This window comes from Candidatus Chlorohelix allophototropha (genome assembly GCF_030389965.1).
Classification (GTDB): Bacteria; Chloroflexota; Chloroflexia; order Chloroheliales; family Chloroheliaceae; genus Chlorohelix; species Chlorohelix allophototropha.
This window is the reverse complement of the sequence record NZ_CP128400.1, coordinates 2256578-2280353: the sequence shown is the minus strand read 5'-3', so window position 1 is coordinate 2280353 and position 23776 is coordinate 2256578. Positions and strand designations below refer to the sequence as shown.

The following is a 23776-nucleotide window of genomic DNA, read 5'->3' as shown; positions in this document are numbered from 1 at the left end:
GATGGCTGCCCTCTACGAGATAGATGTATTCACCCGCATTCCCGGTAACGGCAACCCTGCCTGTGTTATTTTGGAAGCGGCAACCTTGAGCGAAAAGCGCATGCGGCAAATCGCGGTAGAAACCGCCACCGAATGCGCTTTTGTTTTGCCTCCCACCCGCAACGATGCAACCTTGCGTCTCCGCTATTTCTCTCCGAGCGGGGAAATGAACCTGTGCGGACATGCTACCATCGGCGCGTTGTGGATTCTGGCAGAGGAAGGCAAGCTCAAAGGCGAATGCTTTGTGGAAACCCAAGCGGGGGTGCTATACGCCCGCGCCGAAATTCGAGCTGACCAACCCTCCCGCATTACGCTGCAACAACCTAACCCTACCTTTGAAGATGCATTTTTCTCACCGGATGCGGTAGCAGTCGCTATCGGGCTAGAAGCGCGACAGATTGTAGGGCGCATTGTGTCCGCTTCGGCAGGTCGCCCGAAATTGCTAATCCCACTACCGGATTATAAAACGTTGGATTCATGCGAGCGCAACGATAAGGCGCTTGAAGAATTATGTAAAGCTAACGGACTGACCGGGCTTTACCCTTACACCTGTCAAGCGCGCAATCCCGGTGTTGACCTTGAAGCGCGTCAGTTTCCCTACGGGGTTGGCTTCGTAGAAGACCCGGTTACAGGCGTAGCAATGGCAGCTTTGGGCGGGTATCTGGTAAGCAGCGGATTAATCCGGCAGCGCACCCATTTGGTAATCGAGCAAGGGCATGCCTTGGGCTGTCCCGGTCGGGCAGAAGTAGATATAGGCATAGAGCAAGGAAAAATCAGCCGCGTATTAATTACAGGCGAGGCAGTAAGAGTAGGCAAAAGCGAAATTTAAAAAAGCCCCCAATTAAGGGGGCTAAAAACGAGCTTACTCAACCACCATTACCGGCAACTCTTTTGAAAAAAAATATCCTTTCATGCCGAGTTTTTCCGCCGGACATAAATAGCGAGGATTATTGGGATCATCTTCGAGTTTACGTCGAAGACGATATATATATTCGTCAACCGAATCGACTTCACCGGTCAAATCGTAGGCATGCAAGGCAAAATCCAGTTCTTCGGTAGTTACAACCGCCCCCGCGTTAGACATCACACATTCCAACAGCTTTGATTCAGACTTAGAAAGTTGAATGGTAGGCTTATTGGAAATATACAAACGCCGCTCAACAGGCGCTAATTCAATTTCTCCAACGGTCAGACGCGATTGAGCAGGTGGGGCAGCGTGACAAGCGACATCAGCCCTTATCATTCGTTTAACGCTATCCACTAGGTCTTTCAAAACAAAAGGTTTACGGATAGTATCTCCGGGGTAGCGCATATAATCGCGTTGCCGTTGCTGGCTTTCACAGGTGAGCAATATTACAGGCAAACCGGGGTGTTTTTCAGCAAGTAGCTCACAATAATCTGCACCATTACCATCGGGTAGAAACTTGTCAACAATTGCCAGCCAAGGTTGGCTTAGACTCAAGATTTCATCAGCTTCTTTTATGTTAGTTGCTTTTGTTACTTGATAACCACTTCCACTTAATACATATTCGACGACTTTTAAAGTTAATGGCTCGTCTTCTACAACTAGAATATTCATACCATCTCCACACATGGATTCAAACTTAGTCAATAAGAGCATGTTTCATGTGAAGAGGCTTGTTTGCTATCTATACCCTATGTCATAACCTAAACCCAAACAATAATATGCATGAAATATAGCACAAAATATATCAATAAAGATGAACAAAATAGCCTCAAAAATTACAAAGCAACTTATTGGCGTTATAATTTTTTAATGCTTTCAAGCGGCTTTTGGGAGGCTTTTCCGGGAGAAATAGATTTCAGAGTGGCGGGTCGAACCACACCCACGAGGGGATGTTGGTTAGGGGTTCAGGCAAGGGGCTTAGAGTAAATTGTTACAATTTGGGTTCGGGTGGTGGCGTTCCAATGTGCCATCCAAGAATCTGATAAAATAGCCGAAGTTGCGTTTTAAAAGCTCGTTGGAGGATAGGTTGAATCTCTCGGTATCTAAACCCACTAATAGTAAGCGGAAAAGACCCCCAAGCCTTTGGAGCAATTGGCAAATCGCCAGTTTGTTGATTGCGATAGCCGTTTCGTTTTTGGCGCAGGGCTTTGTATCGCCGATACGCACTCTCTATGCGCGGGATGAAGGCGCAAGCGGCGTGGCAGTCGGTTTTATGGCAGCTGCTTTCTTGTTTTCAGGCTTTGTGTTTCTTTTCCCGTTCGGTTGGTTGAGTGACAGGGTACATCGCCCTAACCTGATTATCGCCGGATTGATCGGGCATTCGCTGATTACGCTGGGCTTTATGTTCACCACTTCCGCCGAAATGTTCATTCTGCTGCGTTTTGTGGAAGGGATAACGGCGGCGGCGGTTTCCTCACCTGCTCGCGCTTTGCTGGCAGACCTTACGCCTCCGGGCAGGAACGGCGAGGCTTTCGGGCTGTTCAGCGCGGTTATTACCTTTGGTATGTTTGCAGGTCCTCCCATTGGGACGTTGCTGGCAGAGATAACCGGATTTCAGGCGGTTTATCTGCTTTCTTTCATTATATTTATTCCCTCAATTTTGCTGGTGCTGTTTTCCTATCGCGGTTATCGCCAGAGAAGCACAAGTGAACTGGACACTCCGGTAGTCAGTATTCCGGCAGAGGTGACAGGCACAGAAAAACTCTTGACCTTCCCGATAGTTATCGGCTGTCTGGTAAAGGGCGCGATTGGGCTTGGTCCCGGGGTTGCGATTGCCATCTGGAGTTTGTTTACTGCCGATTTGGGCTTCTCGCTTACCGCTATCGGCTGGACTTATTCGGTCTATTCGGTTCCGATTATTTTGGTAGCGCCTTGGGCGGGGCGTTTTTCGGATAGAGTGGGGCGTTTGCTGCTGATGTTCAGCGCGTCAATTCTACTCTCATTCGTATGGGTGAGCTACGGAATAATTACCTCTTTCCTTATTATAATGGTAGTGGGCGTGTTGGAGGGTTCGATTGATGCGGTGGCGCGCGCCGCGAATGATGGCTACTTGGCAGACCACAGCCCACATCACGCCCGCGGTAAGGCTCAAGGGCTTTATAATGCGGTGCAGCAATTCGGGACTCTCGCCGGGTCGCTCATCGGCGGGTTTCTCTACGAAAATACGGCGCGGGGGATGCCCTTTGTTATTATTGGGCTTTTGCAGTTTGGCTTGCTGACGCTGGCGTTTTTGCTTTATCTTCTTTTTCGCCCGAATAAAAAAACCGGAGTGGTGAGGTCACCTACTCCGGCTGTGGGTAGTGTAGATACTTTAGAGGTTTAATGAGGATTTCTGAGGTAATAAGTTCAATTATCAAGCCGTCCATTAGAATGTGCCAGTCTCAGGCATGATTTTTCTCGACCATTTGCGCAAGAAATCAAACTTGAGTCTGTTATTTTTCTTCTGGTTTGCGGGCAAACGCGCCGCTTTTTCAGCTTCTTCACGGTACTTCTGGATTCGCTCTCTGGCGAAACCTAGCGCATAAAGATGGGTCATATGTTCCGGCATTTGGTTTGCTCCTCTATTTACTGAGCTTGGCGAACTTCGTTTGAGTAAGACTCCTGTGCCAATGCTTCACCCATGTTGATCAGTTTTTCGCCAAATTTCTGTTTCAGCGTTTTGCTCTGACGAGACTTTAACGCTTCCTTCGCTTGCTTCTGTTGCTGCGCTTCATTCAGGAAGTTTGCGGTGCGATGCCGCACTTGCTGTTCGTAATTAAACATGCTTTTCACTCTTTCTACCGAATTGTTAAGCCTCTTTGGCTAACTTTCTGTATTTGCTAGAGCGGAAGGGTTTTACCATTCTATCCGCTAGTTTGGCAAGAAGGGAGTGTGGCTTGCTTTTACGCGCTTCACTGACAAGCCTATTGTGTTCCACTTCTCGTAAAAGCTCTCGTTGCCGATAGAGTGCTTGCTTCTCGTACTGATAAGGATACATCGCTTTATTTCTCCTAATATGTGCATCAAATTTAAGTAAAATAACAATCTATAATTTCTTCTAAAAGTGCTTAATTAACAAAAAACGCGATGGGCTATTTTTAGTTTAGTCATCGCGCTTCAAGAGGTTTATATTTCTGGCTTTTTAACTGCCCGGTTCTAGCAAGCTTTGTTCTCCTTGCTAAAATCGGTATCGTTTAAGCCATCAGGTTTTACCCTATCCCTCAAGAACCGCTCTGACCGTCCAAACCCAAATTCAGGGCGAAGACACGCGCTGCCGCAATAAGCACTGGTCATAATGACTGCAATATTCGGGTTTTTCATATGCCTTCTCCTTTCCTTCAGAGTTTGGGAGTCGCTTTTAACGACTATAATTATCACTATTTATCTATTTTATATTTCATGGCAAGCTCTGCTTACCTGTCTGTATTATACATTGCTATTTACATTTGTCAATAGCGTTACTTTAGCTTTTGTACTTAACCTCTCCTAAGAGCCATTCTTAAAACTAGATCAAGGCGAAAGTTTAGAAAGCCTTTTGAGAGCCAAACGGATCATAGAAATGTAAATATTGGCTTCCGAATGCTGTGGTAAACGCTCATACTCTTTCGCCATTCGTCGGTTCCGCCCGATCCAGGCATGCGTCCGTTCTACTACCCAACGACGCGGTTGTACCTTAAAACCTTTAATATCGTCGGTGCGTTTGACTATTTCCAGTTCAAAATCGAACATTCCAGCCACCCACTCTACCAACTTTCCGCTGTAACCTCCATCCGCCCATACCAACTTCAGGGTACGGCATTTATTCTCAGCAGTGGCCAGCACTTCTATTGCCCCATCTCGATCTTGTATATTCGCAGCTTGTACTTTGACCACGATCGGAAAGCCCAAGGTGTCCACCAGCAGGTGCCGCTTGCGCCCATTCACCTTTTTTCCTGCATCGTAACCCCGTATTCCTCCAACTTCGGTGGTTTTTACTGACTGGCTATCGATGATACCAGCGCTGGGTTGGGGATTTCGTCCTGCCTTAACTCGCACTTTTTGGTGTAGTGCCTCGTAAATACGTTGCCAAAGACCGTTCCAGCGCCACAGACGGTAGTAGTGATAGACTGTTTTCCAATGAGGAAACTCTTGTGGAAGCATTTCCCATTGGCAACCAGTTTTGAGTAAGTAGAAGATGGCGCAGACTATTTCACGATAGGGATGTACTCTGGGACGACCTTCTCGACTGTTAGGGGGGAAATATGGCATAATGATTTCCCACTCGGCATCGCTCGGGTCGGTAGGGTAAGCTTTTCTTGTACTCATAATACGAGCTTACCCATTATTCTTTTTTATTTCAACTTTCTTCTTTACTCAGTTTTAAGAAACGCTCTAAGCCTTTAGACCTAGGTTTGTGTCGAGAAAGCGCAACCCTACAGGGGTTTTAATCGGTAGGTGGCTGTCTGGACGCGCTCTCGTTTGATTAAGGAATGATAAATTCCCCATGCATCGGGAAAATGCCATTTTCATAGAATCGGGAAGCTCTAAGAAAGAGCTACTGTCGGAAGACACCTAATCCTCGGAAGGGGTTTGAAACTAGCATGAAAAAAGCACAGTACGCGCTGTGCTTTTTGCTTTTATATAGGTTAAATATTAGAGGAAGTTGGGTAAACTATTCTTCGGGGATGAATCGGGCAAAACTCTGTAAAGATTAGACGCTAAATGCTGTCCACCTCCAAACCAAACTCCCCTTGTACGCTTGTAATGGGTTTGAATTACTCAGTTGGGCAGCTTAATTACCTTGCAGCTAAGGAGGAGTCTATTATAAATCGCCTGTATCTTTAGGAAATATTTACCTTGCTCTAAAAACTGTCATTTCATTCCGAAACAGCTTTGCCTCAAAGCGATCACAGATGAATATCAAAGTTACAATTTATTAACTTAACATTAAAATAAATATATGGTACAATTGCCCATCAGGTAAAAATATGTTAACTTAATTACATGCTTATATTTAAGCAGCTTGAACCGTTGTAATAAGTTAACTCTAAAAAGTATAAGTTAAGAGCTTGGATGTACATCTACCTATATATGCTACGCACCATCTTTACATCGCTATTAATTTTTACTTCGAACCAATTTTGCACTCCCTTATTTGGGGTTGCTAAATAAAAGGTATGCTATCGGGGTCGTAATCACCCAGTAACCATTTATAAAATAAAGCGGGAATAAAGCTCTGCAAAGCCTTATCCCCTTGTCTTAAACTCGTTCACTCGTAGTTCTTGGCTTACGAGGTTTAGTTGCGCCTAAGACACTTCTATTTTACACCATGCAAAGCAATTCTTGCAATGCCTCCGAAAGTGTCTGACATCAGTACCCGCTAAACCTCACTTGGAACTGGTTAAAAGCCAGCTATCAAAATCGACAAGGTATATCACTTCTCTTTGCTAGGACGTCGTTTGGCACAGGCAAGCTCTTTGATGCACCTTGCCATCGTTATTGATACCAATTTGGAGGTAATAGTGCGTAAAAAGAAACCTTTTCAAAATCCCAGATTGTCTGTAGTTATGCGTTTTGGCTTATTGTTTGCCTTATTAGCAATCGCCACCACGTTTTTAACCTCGACAGTCGATGTTGACGCTGCAAATAATAAACTCAAAGCAGGGCATCTGGATGTCGTTCCCGGTGTAGTAGAACCAACTAAAATACCTTCCAAACCCCAACAACCTGTTAGCACTTCCAAGAAAAAAAATAAACCTAGAGGGAACTCGGCAATTGATGGCTTAACTGTGGGCGTGGATGCGCTGACTACTGCCCCCGCCGCACCAACTTTGTTGGCTGCCGCCGCTGTAGCTAATCATACTCTTGACCCACGCGATATGAAAATTCTGGTAGTTGCCGCAGATGGCACTGAGCCGAATTTCCCGGCGATTAAATCTACATTGGATCAACTCGGTCTCCCTTACAATGTGCTGCTTGCTTCGCAAACTACGCTAACCGATAGCCTCCTGTGGGATGGCGTTTCACACGGCTATTATCAGGGCATCATTTTAACTACCGGAAGTCTATTGTATTATGATGCGACTACCAATAGTTGGCCTAGCGCCTTCACCACCGCTGAGTGGAATACTCTTTGGAACTACGAAGCGATGTTTGGTATTCGGCAAGTGACCGCTTACACGCTTCCCGGTTGGCCCGATACTTATGGCTTAGCCGACCCAACCTATGCTTATCAAGATACACTTACTACCCCGCTTCAAACCAAGTTAACCACTGCCGGGAATGCGGTTTTCTCAGACCTAAAGCCCAATGCCACCATTACTATCAGTGGCGCGTGGACTTACTTGGCGACAGTTGCGCCCGGTGAGAACGTCACTCCCTTGCTGACCACTACCAATGGAGTTTACACCATTGCTGCCGTTAAAACTTATGCCGATGGTCGCCAGAATTTGGCAATAACCGCCGATGGTAACCCCTATCTGGTGCATACTTTGCTACTTTCCTACGGCACTATCAATTGGCTTACCAAGGGTGTTTTCTTGGGTGAGCGGCATGCCTCGATGGGTATTCAGCCTGATGACATCTTGATTGATGATGACATTTGGGATACCAAAGCCATGACCGACACTACGGGCATCACCTTCCGTATGTCCGGCACCGACTTAACCCGGTTTATAACTTGGCAGAATAATATCAGGACAAAGTTCCCACTCGCTGCCAGTTTGAAAATAGAATTTCCTTTCAACGGTGAAGGCTCAACCGGAATCTATAGTCCGGATACTCTTTCATCCGCAGTAGTAGCCAATAAAGCACAGTTTAACTGGATTACCCATACCTTCACCCACGCTAACCTTGATGCTATTACGGCGGCGGATACGGTCGCTGAATTGCAGCAAAACCTTGATTACGCTACTCAGAGCGGCTTTACCAATTTCTACAAAGATGCGATGGTGCAGCCCGATATATCAGGTTTGTATAATCCAACCTTCCAGCAAGCCGCCTACAATTGGGGTATCCGTTATCTAATATCCGACACTTCCCGCGCAGGTTGGAATAACCCAAGCCCAAACACAGGCTTTACTACTCCTTCAGGTTTGCTGGTTGTTCCGCGACATACCACCAATCTTTTCTATAACCTCAGAACTCAAGCTCAATGGGTGTCGGAGTACAACTGTTACTACGGGCCTACCGGAACTTGCGCCGGAGGAGCTTGGCGCTATTGGACAACAAATCTTACCTATAACCAGATTCTGGATACCGAATCGAATCTGTGGTTGCAGTGGTTACTCAAATGGGACATTGACCCCGTAATGTTCCACCAGCCTAACGTTGGCGCATACAACACTACTAACTCTTTGTTAGGCGATTTGATTAACGCTACTTTGACCAAGTACAGCGCGGTTTCCAATCTGCCGATCAAGAACATGACACAGCACGAAATAGGGGTTGCCATGACCAATCGGATGGCTTACAACGCCTCCGGTGTGACTGCCACTTGGAATCCGGGTTCAAAAACCATCACAGTAAAAGTTGCAAATGCCGCGACTGTTCCGGTTACAGGTGTCAAGTACGGTACGCCCGAAACTTATGGCGGTCAGTCCATCTCACATATAAACATGACTGCCAATCAGACCATCTCGTTCCCAGCCCCTTAACCTTAGGGTTTGTCTCGCAAGACCAGTTCATTAGGGCTGGTCTTGCAAAAGCTGATACTGGCTAGTTGTTGGGTTTAGTTCAGCTTGCTGTTTCGAAGAAATATAGTTCTTATATATGGACTTTAAGGAGTTAATGATGACCGTTACCGAAATAAATGAGCAAGTAATTATAGATAACAAACGCACCGTTACAGTTTCTAGCGCAGGCGCAGCTCTTTTGAATCGGCTTGAGACTCGTCAAGCCATCGTAGCAATTATCGGTTTGGGTTATGTAGGATTGCCGCTGGCAGTAGCTTATGCCGAAGCGGGTTTCAGAGTAGTAGGTTTGGACATTGATAAAAGAAGGGTCGCCACCCTTAACGCCGGAAAGAGTCATATTGAGGATATTTCCTCCGAGCGTGTGGCAGCTATAATCACGCCTCTGACCGGGCTAAATAATCGCCAACCCCGCGTTGGGAAACAGGACGGCGAGAAAGCAACCGGCAGCTTGAGCGTAACTACCGATTACAACATTTTGCAGGATGTGGATGCCGTTATTATCTGTGTGCCGACTCCCTTGAGCAAAACCAAAGACCCGGACATGTCCTACATCATTTCAGCGGCAGATGAAATTGCGCTGCGCATCCACACCGGAATGCTGATTGTGCTGGAAAGTACCACTTATCCCGGCACTACCGAAGAATTAATCCTGCCTTTGCTGGAGCAGGCTCAGAATAAGAACAACACGCACGGTTTTAACTCGGATAGTCGCTCGGCGCTGGTGGTTGGGCGGGATTTCTTCCTCGCTTTCTCCCCTGAAAGAATTGATCCGGGTCGTAAGGACTGGACTGTTCGCACTACTCCTAAAGTAATCGGCGGCGTGACCCCTACCTGTTTACAGGTCGCCTTGAAGCTTTACGGCAGCGCGATTGAAACGGTAGTACCGGTATCATCCCCCCGTGCGGCGGAAATGGTCAAGCTACTGGAAAACACCTTCCGCGCGGTGAATATCGGCTTGATTAACGAAGTCGCCATTATGTGCGAGCATTTGGGCGTGAGCGTTTGGGAAGTTATTGACGCAGCGAAAACCAAGCCCTTCGGCTTTATGACCTTCTATCCCGGTCCCGGTTTGGGCGGACATTGCATCCCGGTTGACCCGCATTATCTCGCTTGGAAGCTCAAAACTTTGAACTACAATGCGCGTTTTATCCAGCTTGCCGAAGAAATCAATTTCGGGATGCCCCATTACGTGCTGACGAAAATCTCCGATGCCCTGAACCTAAACGCTAAGCCCATTCGAGGCTCGCGGGTGGTGGTGCTAGGCGTTTCTTACAAAGAAGATGTGGGCGACCTTCGAGAGTCTCCTGCGCTTGACCTGATTCACTTGCTTCAGGAAAAAGGCGCGAATGTAGCTTATCACGACCCTTATGTCCCGGCATTAGCTGTTGCCGACTTGTCCTTAAACTCGATAGAGCTAGATGAAAATGCTTTGAACCAAGCAGATTGTGTGGTTATCACTACCGCCCATCGCTGTTTTGACTGGAATTGGATTGTGGAGAACAGTCATTTAGTAGTTGATACCAGAAACGCTACCCGTCACGTTGAGGGGCATTCAGACCGAATTGTGTTGCTCTAAGTGTGGATTATTACAAAAACTGATGCAGGAGAATTTATAAATGCTTAATTTTCATTTACCTCGCAAATCTTCACGGATTCTAATTACCGGCGGAATGGGCTTTATCGGCAGCCATCTAACGGAAGCGTTATTGAACAAAGATTGCCATGTAACGATTCTCGATAACCTTTCTACCGGGAGTTTTGAGAATGTCCAGCACTTGATGGGGCATCCCAACCTTCGCTTCGTAGTGGATAACCTGACCAGTGAGGTGGTACTCGACCGTTTAGCCAGCGAATGTGACACCATTATTCACTTGGCGGCGGCAGTGGGCGTGAAATTGGTAGTGGAAGACCCCGCGCGTACCATTGAAACCAACGTTATGGGTACGGACGCGATTTTGCAAGCTGCCCTGCGCTATCGGGTTAAGGTAATGATTGCCTCTACCTCTGAAGTTTACGGTAAGGGTATCCGCTTCCCCTTCAGCGAAGATGATGACGTGGTGCTAGGTTCTACTGCTAACAGTCGTTGGGGTTATGCCGCCTCAAAGATGGTTGATGAATTCCTCGGCTTGGCTTATTACCGCCAGAAGGGACTTCCGGTAGTAATTTTCCGGCTGTTTAACACGGTCGGTCCGCGCCAAACCGGACATTACGGCATGGTTGTGCCGCGCTTAGTACAGCAAGCTATAAGCGGAGAGCAATTGACCGTTTACGGCGATGGTCAGCAATCCCGCTGCTTCTGCCACGTAGAAGATGCCGTTAGAGCAATCATCGGGTTGTCGGAATGCCCGGAAGCGGTTGGTCAGGTGTTCAACATCGGCTCAACCGAAGAAGTATCCATCCTGCAATTGGCGCAGCGTGTGTTAAAAACGGTGAACCAGTTAGATGGCGATGGGCTAGGCAGCACCGATGACATCAAATTTATCCCCTATGCTCAGGCGTATGCGGAAGGTTTTGAGGATATGCGGCGGCGCGTCCCCAATATCTCCAAAATAAACCAATACATCGGCTGGCAACCTCGCGCCACTTTGGACGATATTTTGCGAGATGTGGTACTCAGCATGTTGCCCGATAAGCTCAATGTAAACGCGGCTTAGTAAGGGCGTAAGGTGATTTGTGGGGCGTGTCCAATCACGCCCTCTCGTGGAATTGGTTTGGGTAGGGGCGCATCGGGATGCGCCTGCGTTGGATAGGTTCAATTTGAGGGATTCAGGCAGGGCGGTTCACGAACCGCCCCTACAAAACCGATTTTCTTAACATTTGGGGCGAACTGAAGATGTCAATGCCGAACTTGCAATAGCCCTTCTCGTGGAGTTGGTTTGGGTATCCCCTATCCCGGGTCACAGGCAGGTGCAACCCCTGTGCGGGGTGGCAAGGGGTGTCCCCTTGAATTCTTCCCTCTCTCCTTCCCCCCTTGAGGGGAGCTAACGGAATCCGAGCGGGGTTCTCAGGGGTGGCAACCCCTGTGCGGGGTGGCAAGGGGTGTCCCCTTGAACTCCTCCCTCTCTCCTTCCCCCCTTGAGGGGAGCTAACGGAATCCGAGCGGGGTTCTCAGGGGTGGCAACCCCTGTGCGGGGTGGCAAGGGGTGTCCCCTTGAACTCCTCCCTCTCTCCTTCCTCCTTGAGGGGAGCTAAGGGAATCCGAGCGGGGTTCTCAGGGGTGGCAACCCCTGTGCGGGGTGGCAAGGGGTGTCCCCTTGAACTCTCCTTCCCTCCTTGATGGGAAGGGGATGAATAATTACAAATAATCAAAGATTTAAATAAAGCAGCGTATTAATAAGGGTATCAAAGTGAATCAATTAATTCCAGCAGAAGAAGAAATTGTACCAGCAGTTAGTGAGACTTCTGAAGCTCTAAAAGTAATGCTGGTAACTGAGGGAACCTACCCATTTCATTGGGGTGGGGTCAGTACTTGGTGTCATCTATTGATACGGGATTTGCCTGAAGTGAATTTTACAGTATTCAGCATTGCCGCTGACCCGCATCTTACACCCCAAATAACCCTGCTCGACAATGTTGTCGATTTTCGCCCTATTCCGCTGTGGGGTATCCGCGAAGCTACCGAGCTTAACCAAAACCTAGGCATGCTCGAACTGCTCAAGAAAAAGCAGCACACCTCTGAGGAAATCATAGCCGAAAAATTCGTGCCGATATTTAGCAGCTTTATCAGGGATTTATTTCTAAGCGATTCAGAGCCTGAGCGACTCGGTGAATACCTTCATAAAATGTATCGCTTTTATCTTGAGCATAACTTTGATACGGTGATGCGCTCCAAAGCGGTTTGGGATAGTTTTGTCGATACCGTCCAACAGAGTTTCCCACAGTCGGCAGCTAATTACGGTTATCCCAATGCGGAGTTCGCTTTAGAGGATATTACTACCGCATTACAGTGGCTTTACCATTGGTTCTTCCCACTGGCTAACCCACTTCCGAAGGTAGATGTTACCCATACCTCAATGGCGGGTATCAGCACAATGATTGGGATAGTAGCCAAACTGGAATACGGCACCGCTTTTCTACTATCCGAGCATGGCATTTATCTGCGTGAACGTTATCTGGAAGAAGCCCAATCTTCCGGCAGCTTATTTCTGAAACTTTTCAAGTTGCGTTTTGCGCGGCGCATGACCGACCTCAGCTACGCTGCCAGCGATCAGGTATCCCCTTGCTGCGATTACAACCAACGCTGGGAATTGCAGAGCGGCGCGGTCAAAGACCGTTTAAGAACTATTTATTATGGCGCGGACGACCAGAAATTTTACGCGGCGGGCAAACCAATTGGCGAACCTCCCGTAGTAGTGTGGGTTGGACGCATTAATCCGCTCAAGGATGTAATGACCTTGTTGAAGGCGGCAGCCCTAGTACATGAATCGCGCCCTGATATTAAATTCCAGCTTTATGGTTCGCCACCGCTGGAAGATATCCCTTATTACGAAGAATGCAAAGCTTTACAGTCCAGCCTTGGACTGGAAGAGGCTGTTATTTTTAAGGGCTACGCTTCCAATACCGCCGAAGCTTACAATGAAGGCGATGTTGTAGTGCTTTCCAGCATTTCCGAGGGCTTTCCCTTTGCTACTCTGGAAGCGATGCTTTGCGGAAAACCGATTGTAGCAACCTCTGTGGGGGGTATTCCAGAGCAAATCGCGGGCTGCGGTTTCGTGGTAGAGCCACGCAATCCAAAGGAAATGGCAGACGCAATCCTTAAATTGATGAACGACAAAGAGCTTTGCGCTCAACTCGGCGTGGCTGCTCGCGAAAAGGCTTTGCAAGAGTTCAGCGTTCGCCAATCGCGCGAAGCCTATATGACCAGCTACTACCGAATTACCAACCGCACCATGCCGGAAGCTTTATTTGCCGCCGGAGTGGAAACCAAAGTATTAAACTCAGCCTTGCCCATCGATGTAGCGCTGACAGATGCCTTCATGTTTATGCCTTCCGGTGGAGAGTCGGGCTTGCTGGTAAACCTAAACGATGGTTCAAGGCAGCCCTCCTATGCCTTCCACGAATACGAGCAGGAAGAATTCGCTGCCCCCTCCGCTTTTAACGGGCATAGCGGTGTCTCTCAATTAATAATTACCGGAAGCAGTTACCTGTCACAAGCAAACAATAGCTATTCGGAAGCGGATATTATCGCTCAGGCTGACGAAGAAATACTGTTTGAGAATGTGGCTATTATCAGCGACACTACCCAAGAAATCGTAGCAGAACCTGAGCGAGTGGAAGTGACCGTTGAAATGGTTCGAGTTATGGCGGATGAAGTGATGCGCCATTGCCCTCAGCCGCTGGATTTTCTTGAAGTAACGGCTATTATCGAATCGTTCGGCACAACCGATGATATTGCGCGGCATCAATACGGTGCGCCTGATACTTTTGCTTTAGCTAAAGCAGTGCTGGCAATTATCCGAGAAGAGCATCCCCCAATGGTCGGGGTTACGCGCAAAGACCGTCCCGCGCCGCTCAGTAGTTTGCGCTTAAAAATAATGCAGTACAGCAGCGGACCGATTGCGCTCTTGCCGGGCTTGCTGATAATTGGCATTATTCAGTTTTATGCAATTTCCGGGCAGTTTGCCTCTGACCAGATAATGGCGTTAAGTTTGGGTATTAGCGCGGGGCTGTTATTAACAAACGGCTTCCTACAAGCAATAATGCGCCGAACCTCTATCTGTTTGAGCCTGAACAACTCCCGCTCTGCCGGTAAATATCTGGCGCGTAGCCTGCGCTTGGCAGCTTTCTCAGTAATCGGGCTGGCAATTACGGCTATGCTACTTGCAAGCTGGTTCAATATTTATACCTTTGAAGACCGTTTGTTGTTCTGTCTCGCCTATACCGCCTTTTCTATTATCTGGCTGGCGGGTGGCTCTTTGAGTCTGTTGAAAGCGCAAGTGTGGCTCGGTATTGCGTTGGCGAGCGGGTTAGGGTTGGCAATTGCAAGCAACCTTTTAACGGGACTCTTTTTAAGAGAACACCTTATTGTGAGTACGGTAGTCGGTTTTGTTGCCACATTAGGGATAATTTTCTATACGGTTAGAGGAAGGTTTGCCAAAATTCGTAAAAACGTTAAACGCGAAAGAGCCGCGCTACCCTCCAATTCTTATATGCTATACGAAGCCGCCCCTTATTTCACCTATGGTATGTTCTATGTGGCGTTTATCACCGCCCCCCACTTTTTGGGTTGGTTAGGAAAAGTAAGCGGGGATCAATCGCGTTCTTGGGCTATTGCCAGTCTGGAACTAGGCTTAACCTTGGCGTTGCCCCCGCTGGTATTGGTGGGCGGTTTTGCCGAACGCGCCGTACGCCTGTTTTGGGAAGAAGCAAAAGTAGCCCAAGCAAACACCTCTGGGTTAGCGGTTGATCAGTTCGGGCGGCGGTTATTGGTTTTCTACCGACATGAGCGGCGGCGTTATAGTATCGCCCTTTTCTTGGTCAGTGTAGTTTTTGCTATCCCCATCTGGCTATTAATCCACTTCGATATATTTTCAGCGTGGATTGGGGTAAATACCGATGCGGTGGTTATCTTCTTTATCGCCGGGTTGGTCGCTTATTACTGGTTAGGGCAAGGGCTGTTTAACTGCATGTTCGGGCTAACCTTGGCGCGTCCTACCGTAGCGGTACGGGCAGTGGTAGTAGGCATGATAGTTATGCTGGTGCTAGGAATCCCGCTAGCCTTGAACGTGGATTTCAAATACTGCTTGGCAGCTTTTATTGCCGGTTCGTTGGCTTTTGTAATTGCTTCTTCTCGGCTAACCCAAAAGGTACTTGCTTCGGCGGATTATTATTATTTTGCAGCCGCCTAGCGCTACTGTGCGAGAACACCAACATCGGGCATGGATTTGCCCGATTTTGTGTGTAACAGCGTAAGTGGAGGGGAGAGAGGAGTTCAAGGGGACACCCATTGCCACCCCGCACAGGGGTTGCACCCCTGAGAACCCCGCCCGGATTCCGTCTGGCTGAATTGTTACGGTATTTTTAGCTAAATCTTTCAGGAATAAAGCCGGAAAGGTCTTTTAATAAATGTCCAAGTTTTTAAGCCAGAATCTCTGGCGCAGGCTTTTTGAAATTGTCACTCTGCTGGTTACTGGTCTGGTCATTGCGCTAGTTATTTTCAATCCGTTTACCTCAACGCCTGTTCAAACCAATACCCCGAAATCGACTCCCATCAGCGGGTTAACTGCTACCCAACAGCTACTGGGGGACAATGATTTGTTGCCCGGTCCGGTGGGGATTCCTCGCCAAGAAATAAGAACAGTACCGCTAATCTCTGAAGTAACCCCCCCGGTGGTAGGCTCACCTTCTAATAAAACCCAACTCGATATGAAAGTGTTAGTGCTGGCGGCAGACGGTAAAGAAGAGGATTTACCCGCTATTCAGCAAGCGTTGGATTATATCGGCGTACCCTATCTGGCGGTTAAAACTGCCCCTCTGCCCCAAGACCCGGCAACCGATCGCTTATCCGCGATACTATCAGATGGGGGCAATCATGCCTATTTTCAAGGAGTCATTCTTACCACCAGTAATCTGATTTATAACGATGGTACAAACTATGCCAGCGCGTTGACTCAAACAGAATGGCAAGTTTTGCATAAATTTGAAGCCAGCTTTAATATCCGGCAAATCAACTGGTATTCAAGCCCCACTCCTGCAACCGGATTTCAAGAGGTCGGCACCACCCTTGATACGGGCAAGAATCCCCTTTCGGTGCAATTTACCACCGATAAAACGGTATCAGGCAAATCTTTATTTTCAGCTTACCTAAATGTTGCCAGCCCTCTGATAATTGAAAAGGCGTATGCCTACCTTGCCAAACCGCTAGACGATGCGAATACTTTCCCGCTACTGACCGATAATAACGGTAATGCTTTGGCATTAGTGCATAATGACTCTGATGGGGTGCAAACCCTAACCCTGACCTTTGATAGTAACCCCAATTTGATACACACCATCGTGTTATCGTATGGCTTGATTAATTGGGTCACTAAGGGGCTATATTTGGGGGATTTCCACACTTACCTGACAGTACAGCCGGATGATGTTTTGATCGGCAATTACATCTGGAAAGTCGGGGCGGCGTGTAGTTCTTCTTATGCCGACCCCTCTTTTAATTTCTACCGTATGAGCGGCAACGACCTGAAGGCTTTTGCTAATTGGCAAAAAACCCAGCAAGCCCGCCCCACTACTCCCGACTTAAAAATAGAACTTCCTTTTGTGGGGATAGGTACTACCGGGTTGTACAATCCCGATACGCTTACCCCGATGGCGCTTCAGCTCAAGGATGAGTTTTTCTGGGTCACGCATACCTACCAACACCCCGACCTAGATGCCGTTACCTATAATTTCATGAAGTATCAAATTGAACAGAACAATAGCGCTGCCTATAAAGTGGGGTTTGTTAATCCTACTAACTATAGCAGCCACAGCCTAATTACCCCGAATGTTTCAGGTCTAAAAAATTCAGCCGCGCTAAAGGGGATTTATGACATGAACATTCGGTATTTAGTCAGCAATACCTCCCTGCCCAATTACAACAATCCCTCTCCCAATGTGGGCATATATCTGAATCAAGATAGCGAATTCAATCTTTTTCTAATCCCGCGCCACCCTACCGACCAATATTTCAATGTTACCACTCCCGATGAGTGGCTGGCGGAAGATAATTGTTTTTACCCCAATGGGGATTTCTGGCATGTTGATAATTACCAGCAGATAATAGAGCGGGAAAGCAGTATATTGCTAACCTATCTGCTTAAAGGCGATATGGATCCGCTGATGTTCCACCAACCCAATTTACGGGCTTATGATGGAACTCACTCTCTGTTGAGCGATTTGTTGGATGCCACTCTAGCCAAGTACAACCGCTATTATACCCTTCCTATAATAAGCGATGGCGGGCAGCCCATTCCCAAAAACGACCCACTTTGTGCCAATGACCCAAACTGTACGCAGGGGGCAATGGATCGGTTGGGCTATAACATGTCCAAAAGAACCGATTACATCGCCGCCGATGTTACTGCAACCCTCCTCCCGGATAGCTCTATCACCTTGACCGCTAATAAAGACGTGAGGATTCCGGTAACAGGCTTATCCTTAGCTACCACCTGTCCGGCTTGTAGCGCTGTGGAAAGTTATGGCGGTCAAAAAATTGTGTATGTCTCCCTAAAGGCGGGACAATCGGTTACTCTACCGATAAAGTAATAAGGAGGGTAAGAAAGGTGGCAAAACACCGCGCTATCAGCCGCCGCCGCTTTTTAAAATACGGCATAGTTGGCATGGCGGGGCTTGCAGGACTGAACAGCCTAACGAATATTACGAGGGTTCTGGCGCAAAACCCCATTCCTATAGAGAATCTACAACCGGGGACTACTAACTGGCAAATTACCAAGTATTCTACCGATGCTAATCTTGAGATTACGGGTTATGCCGCTGCCACCAGTGTCAACATCGGGAGTTCGCTAAACTTTTACGTCTCGGTCAATGTTGCGCAAACCTATACTATTGAAATATATCGCATGGGTTGGTATGGCGGTACGGGGGGGCGCTTGCTGCAAAGTATCGGGTCGCTTAGTGGCATAAATCAAACCGTTCCAACGCCCGACACGCTTGGTACGGTGGCTTGCAACTGGTCGCTTTCCTACACTCTGAACGTTCCCGCTACCGGTTGGACTACCGGCGCATATTTGGCTAAATTGACCAACGCGAACGGCTTCCAGAATTACATCTATTTTGTGGTGCGCGATGATTCCAGCAATGCCGATTTGCTGTTCAAATGCAGCGTCAATACCTATCAAGCTTACAACTATTTCGGCGGCAAGAGCCTCTATCCTGATGATAGCGTCAATAAAGTAGGGGCGCGGAAAGTCTCCTTCGACCGCCCGCTCAATAATTATGCCAGCACCTTCTTTACAAGTTGGGAAATGCCCCTCTTGCGTTTTATTGAGAAAAACGGCTACAACGTTTCGTACTGTACCGATATTGATCTTCATAGCAATGCTACGCTGCTGGCTTCTCACAAGGCGTTACTTTCCACCGGGCATGACGAATATTGGAGCGGGGCGATGTACGACAATGCGCTGGCTTCTCGCAACGCCGGAAAGCACTTGCTTTCTTTGGGGCTAACGCCGTATATTGGCAAATTCGGCTGGAGAACAACAACCGGGTGATTGTGTGTTATAAAGATTATTGGAGAGAAGACCCGGTTTATATCAGCAACCCCAACAGCCCGGACACCACCTACCTGTGGCGTGAGCTTCCGCCGGGCAATGCCAATCCGGCAATCAGTCGCCCGGAAAATCAGTTGATCGGGGTAATGTATGATAGCTATAATAATAACGATATTGGGGCAGATTTTGTGGTGGAGAATAGCAATCATTGGATCTATGCCAACTCCGGTTTGCAAAATGGCAGCCATGTGCCCGGTATCGTAGGCTATGAGTGGGACAAACGTTATAGCAATGGGCTAGAACCCGCCCGCTTGGTAGAGTTATCCAGTTCATCGCCCATAAATTTTAACAAAGTAACTTCCACTTCCAATGCTACTATTTACCAACTCAGTAATGGGGCTTGGGTTTTTTCCACAGGTTCGATATACTGGTCTTACGCTCTAGATTACATATCGGGATACGGCCCTAATCGCAGCCTTACTAACGGCGGTATTCAGCAAGTCACCAAAAATGTGCTAGATCGTATTAGCGTTACCGCTACGCCCTTGCCCATCATAAGCGCGTTATCGCCCAATACCAGCGTACAAATGGAAGCCCCTTTTACGCTTAGCCTCAACGGTAGCAATTTTGTAAATGGGGCAACGGTGAATTGGCAGGGTGCGCCCCGCCCTACCGCTTATATTAATGCAAGCCAGCTAACCGCTCAAATTGGCGCTGCCGATATTTTAACCGCCGGTAACTGGCAAGTGACCGTTACCAATCCGAACGGCAATACTTCTGACCCGGTTACTTTCGTGGTGACGGTGCCGATAGTTACTAACCCTACGGATGCCGGAGAAGTGTTGAGTAGTAATACCTCTGGCACACTCTCCTATGCTTTAAAGCATGTGCATGCGGGGGATGCGATTACCTTCAGCGGGTTAGGCTCGAATAATACGGTCACAGTAACGGGCAAATTACCGTTTATTCCAACGGGCGTATTTTTGGATGGCGGAAACTGTAGCGGTGGTAGTATCATCATAAATGGTAGTGGCGTGAGCCAAAACGGGCTGGTTTTAATGGGCAATGTTCATCTAAAGCACATAACCGTTCAGGGGTTTGGCGGCAAGCAGGTGATAAACGGGATGTCAGGAAATAACCTCCCGTTGGGTGGAAATCGCTTGGAGTGTTCTTCTTTTAATAAGTGATAGCCCGCGCTAGGAAGTCCGGCAGGGTTGTAATAGTAAAAATGAGCCTAGATTACAGACAAGGGGCTTATGAACTTTAAGAAATTAATCCGTAAATATGTTAGATTTCCGAAGGGCGTATTCAAATACGCCCCTACAGGAACGGGTTCGGCGGTTCGGAGTAGGGGCGCATTCCGATGCGCCCGCGTTTGATGGTAAAATCTGGCGGATTTACCCCAATCCTCGTTTTACGGATTTAATTGTTAATCTTCATAAGCCCCTTGCCTAAAAGCCAAAGTCCTAAATAAGAAAGGGGTTTTGTTCAAATTTATAACCTCGTAACAAATAATAATAAAGATAACTTTGCAGGCGATGAGGCTGGCGTTTCCCAATATTTTTATGTGCCTTATTGGCGCAATCCGCACTACCAACCCCGCCCCGGCGAAATTGAAAAGCTCGCCGCCTATCTCAGTACCCAACCCGAAAGTATTAATTCAGGCAATGGAAAGTTGGTGGTAATTTCAGGGTCAGGCGGTATCGGGAAAACCGGGTTAGCGGTTGAACTGGCTTATTGGCTGAGAGGAAAAAGCTATTTTCCCGCTGGTATTTTCTGGGTTACCGGTTTGGGAACTTCCCTAGCCGAATGGCAAGCGGCTTTGGCAAAATTTGATGAGGTTGCTGCTTTCCCACTTGCCGAAGCAAATCTTCAAGCCCAAAAGCTTGCTCAAGAGCCAGCGCAAGCGTCACGCTTTTGCCAACTCAGCCGCTATTTGCAGGCACACCCCGGCGCATTGCTTATTTTGGATAACGTGGAGAATCAGGCTTTATTATTGCAATTCCTACCCCAACTTTTGGGCGAAGAATTCAAAGCAACTATTCTGGTAACCACCCGCGATAGCCGAAAACAGCCTGAGTTCATCCGGCACGAAGTGGAGAAACTATCCGAAGACTTGGCTCTGCGCGTATTGCTCAACTCTAGCCGCGCCGCATTGCTGCAACAGGCGTTGGCGGGTTCAAAAGAGAAGGAAGCCGAGATAGCCCGGATTTTGTGCAAAGCTGCCCGCTATTTGCCGCTTATTCTGGTGCAGTTGCGCGCGCGGCTAGAGTGCGAACCGCAACTGAAGTTATTAGATTTAGCGGCACAGGTGCAAAAACTCTTTATAAAATTGCTGCCCCTCTTTCAGCCAAGCGCAAATGCCCGACTGTTTGCCTTTATGAATAGCGCAATTTGGTTGAACTGGGAACAGCTTACCAGTGTAAAAGCACAGGAATTGCTGGTATTAGCCTCCTATTGCCCCGAATCCTACCCTATTCCGGCGGGGTTGTTGGGGCTTGCCGGGGGGTTAGGCGAGAGTCTTGAGGAGGGTAGCCCCCTCTCCAAAGCTTGCCACGAGCTAAGTAAACTCGGTTTGATAGAGTTGCTGGCAGATAACCAATTGCTAATCCACCCCTTTATCAAGAAAGTGGGGCAAAAGCTGGAGAGAGTCGAAACGCATAACCCCCCTGAAGGGGCAACGGGCAATCGGCTGATAAGAGAGCGGGCAGGCGAGCGGCTTTTGGCAGAAATTGAAAGCCTGAAGCATTTAGAGGAACGCGCCTTGCGCTATGGCTACCAGACCTGTTTGGCGCAGGTAATTAGGGCGATTGATTTTGCGGGCTACTTGGAGGCTAAGGAAGTAAAGCAAAGGCTAAATCAGGTAAGGCATTGGCTGGCGGAGGAACAAACGCTTTTAGCCGATAGCGGCTTATGGCCCGAACGCTTGCCCGCTTTGTTTTATCAGCAATTGTATAATCGTGGGGTGGAGAGCGGCGCACCCTTCGCGTTGGTGGCAAGCGCCCATCCGGTGCAACGCTTGTGGCTCAAGCAATTGCGAATGATCGGCGCGGAAGAAACAGCCCCCCCCGAAATAATACCAGACCATAAGAATTGGGTCAGAAACTTGGCTTTTTCCCCGGATGGCTCAAGAATCCTTTCCGGCTCTTTCGACAATACCGCCTGTCTGTGGGATTTCGGCAGCGGTAAACTTTTGGCGATTTATAAAGGGCACACCAGCAAAGTAACCGGACTGGCTTTTTCCCCGGATAGCAGCCGCGTACTTACTGGCTCTTTTGATGGTACTGCCCGTTTGTGGGAAACCGCTTCCGGTCAATTGCTGGCTACCTTCAAAGGGCATAGCAGTGGGGTAAGCGCGGTCGCCTTTTCCCCAGATGGACAGAAAATACTAACGGGGTCGTATGATAACACCGCTTGCCTTTGGGAAGTGGCTTCCTCACAACTGCTTGCCACTTTTAAGGGTCACAGCAATTGGGTAAGCGCGGTCGCCTTTTCCCCAGATGGGCAGAAAATACTAACGGGGTCGTATGATAACACCGCTTGTCTTTGGGAAGTGGCTTCGGGGGCGTTGCTAACTTTCTACAGCGGACATAATAGCGGCGTTAGCGCAGTCGCCTTTTCCCCTGACGGACAGAAAATACTAACGGGGTCGTATGACCACACGGTGCGTTTGTGGGAAACCGCCACCGGAAATATTCTGTTTACCTTCAGCGAGCATAGCAGTTGGATTAGAAGCGTGGCATTTTCGCCGGATGGCGCTAGCTTTCTCACCGGCTCTGCCGATAAAAGCGTTCGTCAGTGGGAGACCAGTTCGGGGCGACTTCTAGCCCTCTTTGAAGGCTATAACTCGGTGGTAGCTTGCGTGGCTTTTTCTGCGGACGGTCTGAGAATACTTACCGGATTCGATGATAACACTGCGCGACAGCGGGAAAGCGGCACAGGACGCTTGCTGCTTACTTTCAAGGGGCAACGGAAATGGGTTAACGGCGTGGCTTTCTCCACCGATGGCAGGCATATTTTGACAGGTTCTAGCGATATGGTAGCGCGGATGTGGGAAGCTTCTTCCGGAAAATTCCTCGCTTCTTATGAGGGGCACAGCGATAATGTAACCTGCGTGGCTATTTCTGCCGATAGCAAATACATCTTATCCGGCTCAAATGATAGCGCCGCGCGTTTGTGGGAGGTAGGTTCGCACCGTTATCTCGCTACTTTAAGAGAGCATAGCGGCGAGATAACCAGCCTAGCTTTTTCGCCGGATAGTCGCCTTGGACTCACCGGCTCTAGCGATAATACCGCCTGTTTGTGGGAATTGGAGAGCGGCAGACTCCTGACCGTTTTCAAAGGACATAGCGGAAGCGTGAACGCGGTCGCTTTTTCACCCGATAGTACCAGAGTTCTCACCGGCTCTAGCGATAACACCGCCCGACTCTGGGATACCGCTTCCGGTAAACTGCTGGTGACTTTTGAGACACATGACACGGAGGTGAATTGTGTCGCCTTCTCGCCGGATGGGGCTTATATCCTAACGGGTTCAAGCGATGCAGAGGTGTGCCTGTGGGATGTGCCGGGCAAATTATCTCAATTCATGTTATCCCAACACATCGGCGCAAAAGCCAAGCCAAGCCTAGAATTCACAGGTCACAGATTCGGGATAACGCTGGTAGCCTTTTCACCGGATCGGCAATTTGCCGTTAGCGCGGATAGTAGCGGCGAGTTGCGTTTCTGGTATTTAGGCACTTCCAACAAGGGGGAATTGGCGGCGCTCTATCAAGCCAATTACCCGATTGAGGCAATACAATGGCTGAACCAAACGCAATTGGCGCTTGCTGATAATGGCGGAACGCGCTTACGTCCCTATCTCTATTATTTGGAAGTAATACCGGATACTCACTGGAAATAGCCAACGCCCT

General features: G+C 48.3%; 14 protein-coding genes and 1 pseudogene. 9 read left to right on the top strand and 6 right to left on the bottom strand.

The window, feature by feature from the left end; all coding sequences use genetic code 11:
* The first annotated feature begins 1 nt into the window (after position 1).
* A complete protein-coding gene (locus OZ401_RS22380) occupies positions 2–868 on the top strand; it encodes a PhzF family phenazine biosynthesis protein (protein WP_341470750.1) in 867 nt (288 codons plus the stop codon).
* Positions 869–901: 33 nt separating this feature from the next.
* On the opposite strand, the gene OZ401_RS22375 is transcribed toward OZ401_RS22380, so the two are convergent.
* Positions 902–1618: a response regulator transcription factor gene (locus OZ401_RS22375; RefSeq protein WP_341470749.1), complete on the bottom strand. Its 717-nt coding sequence runs from the start codon at positions 1616–1618 to the stop codon at positions 902–904.
* A gap of 415 nt (positions 1619–2033) precedes the next feature.
* Here OZ401_RS22375 and OZ401_RS22370 point away from each other — a divergent pair, with 415 nt between their 5' ends.
* Positions 2034–3329, top strand: a complete 1296-nt coding sequence (locus OZ401_RS22370; RefSeq protein ID WP_341470748.1) for an MFS transporter — start codon at positions 2034–2036, stop codon at positions 3327–3329.
* Between the two features lie 42 nt (positions 3330–3371).
* Here OZ401_RS22370 and OZ401_RS22365 read toward each other — a convergent pair whose 3' ends face one another.
* From OZ401_RS22365 to OZ401_RS22345, 5 genes are all read right to left on the bottom strand, one after another.
* The gene (locus OZ401_RS22365; protein WP_341470747.1) at positions 3372–3554 is read right to left on the bottom strand and encodes a hypothetical protein; all 183 of its coding nucleotides are present in this window, start codon (positions 3552–3554) and stop codon (positions 3372–3374) included.
* 17 nt (positions 3555–3571) lie between these two features.
* Positions 3572–3769 carry a hypothetical protein gene (locus OZ401_RS22360; protein WP_341470746.1) on the bottom strand — a complete coding sequence of 66 codons (198 nt, stop codon included), beginning with the start codon at positions 3767–3769 and terminating at the stop codon, positions 3572–3574.
* A gap of 25 nt (positions 3770–3794) precedes the next feature.
* A complete protein-coding gene (locus OZ401_RS22355; protein ID WP_341470745.1) occupies positions 3795–3983 on the bottom strand; it encodes a hypothetical protein in 189 nt (62 codons plus the stop codon).
* Positions 3984–4141: 158 nt separating this feature from the next.
* Positions 4142–4306, bottom strand: coding sequence for a hypothetical protein (locus OZ401_RS22350; RefSeq protein ID WP_341470744.1), 165 nt, complete (start codon positions 4304–4306; stop codon positions 4142–4144).
* A gap of 189 nt (positions 4307–4495) precedes the next feature.
* Positions 4496–5290, bottom strand: a complete 795-nt coding sequence (locus OZ401_RS22345) for an IS5 family transposase (RefSeq protein ID WP_341469196.1) — start codon at positions 5288–5290, stop codon at positions 4496–4498.
* Between the two features lie 1133 nt (positions 5291–6423).
* Here OZ401_RS22345 and OZ401_RS22340 point away from each other — a divergent pair.
* The 7 genes and pseudogenes from OZ401_RS22340 to OZ401_RS22305 all read left to right on the top strand — a co-directional run bounded on the left by OZ401_RS22340 (position 6424) and on the right by OZ401_RS22305 (position 23766).
* Positions 6424–8619: an Agd3-related carbohydrate deacetylase gene (locus OZ401_RS22340; RefSeq protein WP_341470743.1), complete on the top strand. Its 2196-nt coding sequence runs from the start codon at positions 6424–6426 to the stop codon at positions 8617–8619.
* A 133-nt stretch (positions 8620–8752) separates the two neighbouring features.
* The gene (locus OZ401_RS22335) at positions 8753–10234 is read left to right on the top strand and encodes a nucleotide sugar dehydrogenase (RefSeq protein ID WP_341470742.1); all 1482 of its coding nucleotides are present in this window, start codon (positions 8753–8755) and stop codon (positions 10232–10234) included.
* A gap of 40 nt (positions 10235–10274) precedes the next feature.
* Positions 10275–11312, top strand: coding sequence for a GDP-mannose 4,6-dehydratase (locus OZ401_RS22330; protein WP_341470741.1), 1038 nt, complete (start codon positions 10275–10277; stop codon positions 11310–11312).
* 693 nt (positions 11313–12005) lie between these two features.
* Complete coding sequence (gene pelF, locus OZ401_RS22325) at positions 12006–15506, top strand: GT4 family glycosyltransferase PelF (protein WP_341470740.1); 3501 nt, start codon at positions 12006–12008, stop codon at positions 15504–15506.
* Positions 15507–15723: 217 nt separating this feature from the next.
* A complete protein-coding gene (locus tag OZ401_RS22320; protein ID WP_341470739.1) occupies positions 15724–17901 on the top strand; it encodes an Agd3-related carbohydrate deacetylase in 2178 nt (725 codons plus the stop codon).
* A 74-nt stretch (positions 17902–17975) separates the two neighbouring features.
* Positions 17976–20053, top strand: a pseudogene (locus OZ401_RS25965) (N,N-dimethylformamidase beta subunit family domain-containing protein).
* A gap of 380 nt (positions 20054–20433) precedes the next feature.
* Positions 20434–23766, top strand: a complete 3333-nt coding sequence (locus tag OZ401_RS22305) for an eIF2A-related protein (RefSeq protein WP_341470736.1) — start codon at positions 20434–20436, stop codon at positions 23764–23766.
* The last annotated feature ends 10 nt before the right edge of the window (positions 23767–23776 follow it).

Bases quoted from the DNA above. Each gene is read 5' to 3' on its own strand.
- OZ401_RS22380 (WP_341470750.1), top strand. From the start codon at position 2: ATGGCTGCCCTCTACGAGATAGATGTATTCACCCGCATTCCCGGTAAC.
- OZ401_RS22375 (WP_341470749.1), bottom strand. From the start codon at position 1,618: ATGAATATTCTAGTTGTAGAAGACGAGCCATTAACTTTAAAAGTCGTC.
- OZ401_RS22365 (WP_341470747.1), bottom strand. From the start codon at position 3,554: ATGCCGGAACATATGACCCATCTTTATGCGCTAGGTTTCGCCAGAGAG.
- OZ401_RS22360 (WP_341470746.1), bottom strand. From the start codon at position 3,769: ATGTTTAATTACGAACAGCAAGTGCGGCATCGCACCGCAAACTTCCTG.
- OZ401_RS22355 (WP_341470745.1), bottom strand. From the start codon at position 3,983: ATGTATCCTTATCAGTACGAGAAGCAAGCACTCTATCGGCAACGAGAG.
- OZ401_RS22350 (WP_341470744.1), bottom strand. From the start codon at position 4,306: ATGAAAAACCCGAATATTGCAGTCATTATGACCAGTGCTTATTGCGGC.
- OZ401_RS22345 (WP_341469196.1), bottom strand. From the start codon at position 5,290: ATGAGTACAAGAAAAGCTTACCCTACCGACCCGAGCGATGCCGAGTGG.
- OZ401_RS22335 (WP_341470742.1), top strand. From the start codon at position 8,753: ATGATGACCGTTACCGAAATAAATGAGCAAGTAATTATAGATAACAAA.
- OZ401_RS22330 (WP_341470741.1), top strand. From the start codon at position 10,275: ATGCTTAATTTTCATTTACCTCGCAAATCTTCACGGATTCTAATTACC.
- OZ401_RS22320 (WP_341470739.1), top strand. From the start codon at position 15,724: ATGTCCAAGTTTTTAAGCCAGAATCTCTGGCGCAGGCTTTTTGAAATT.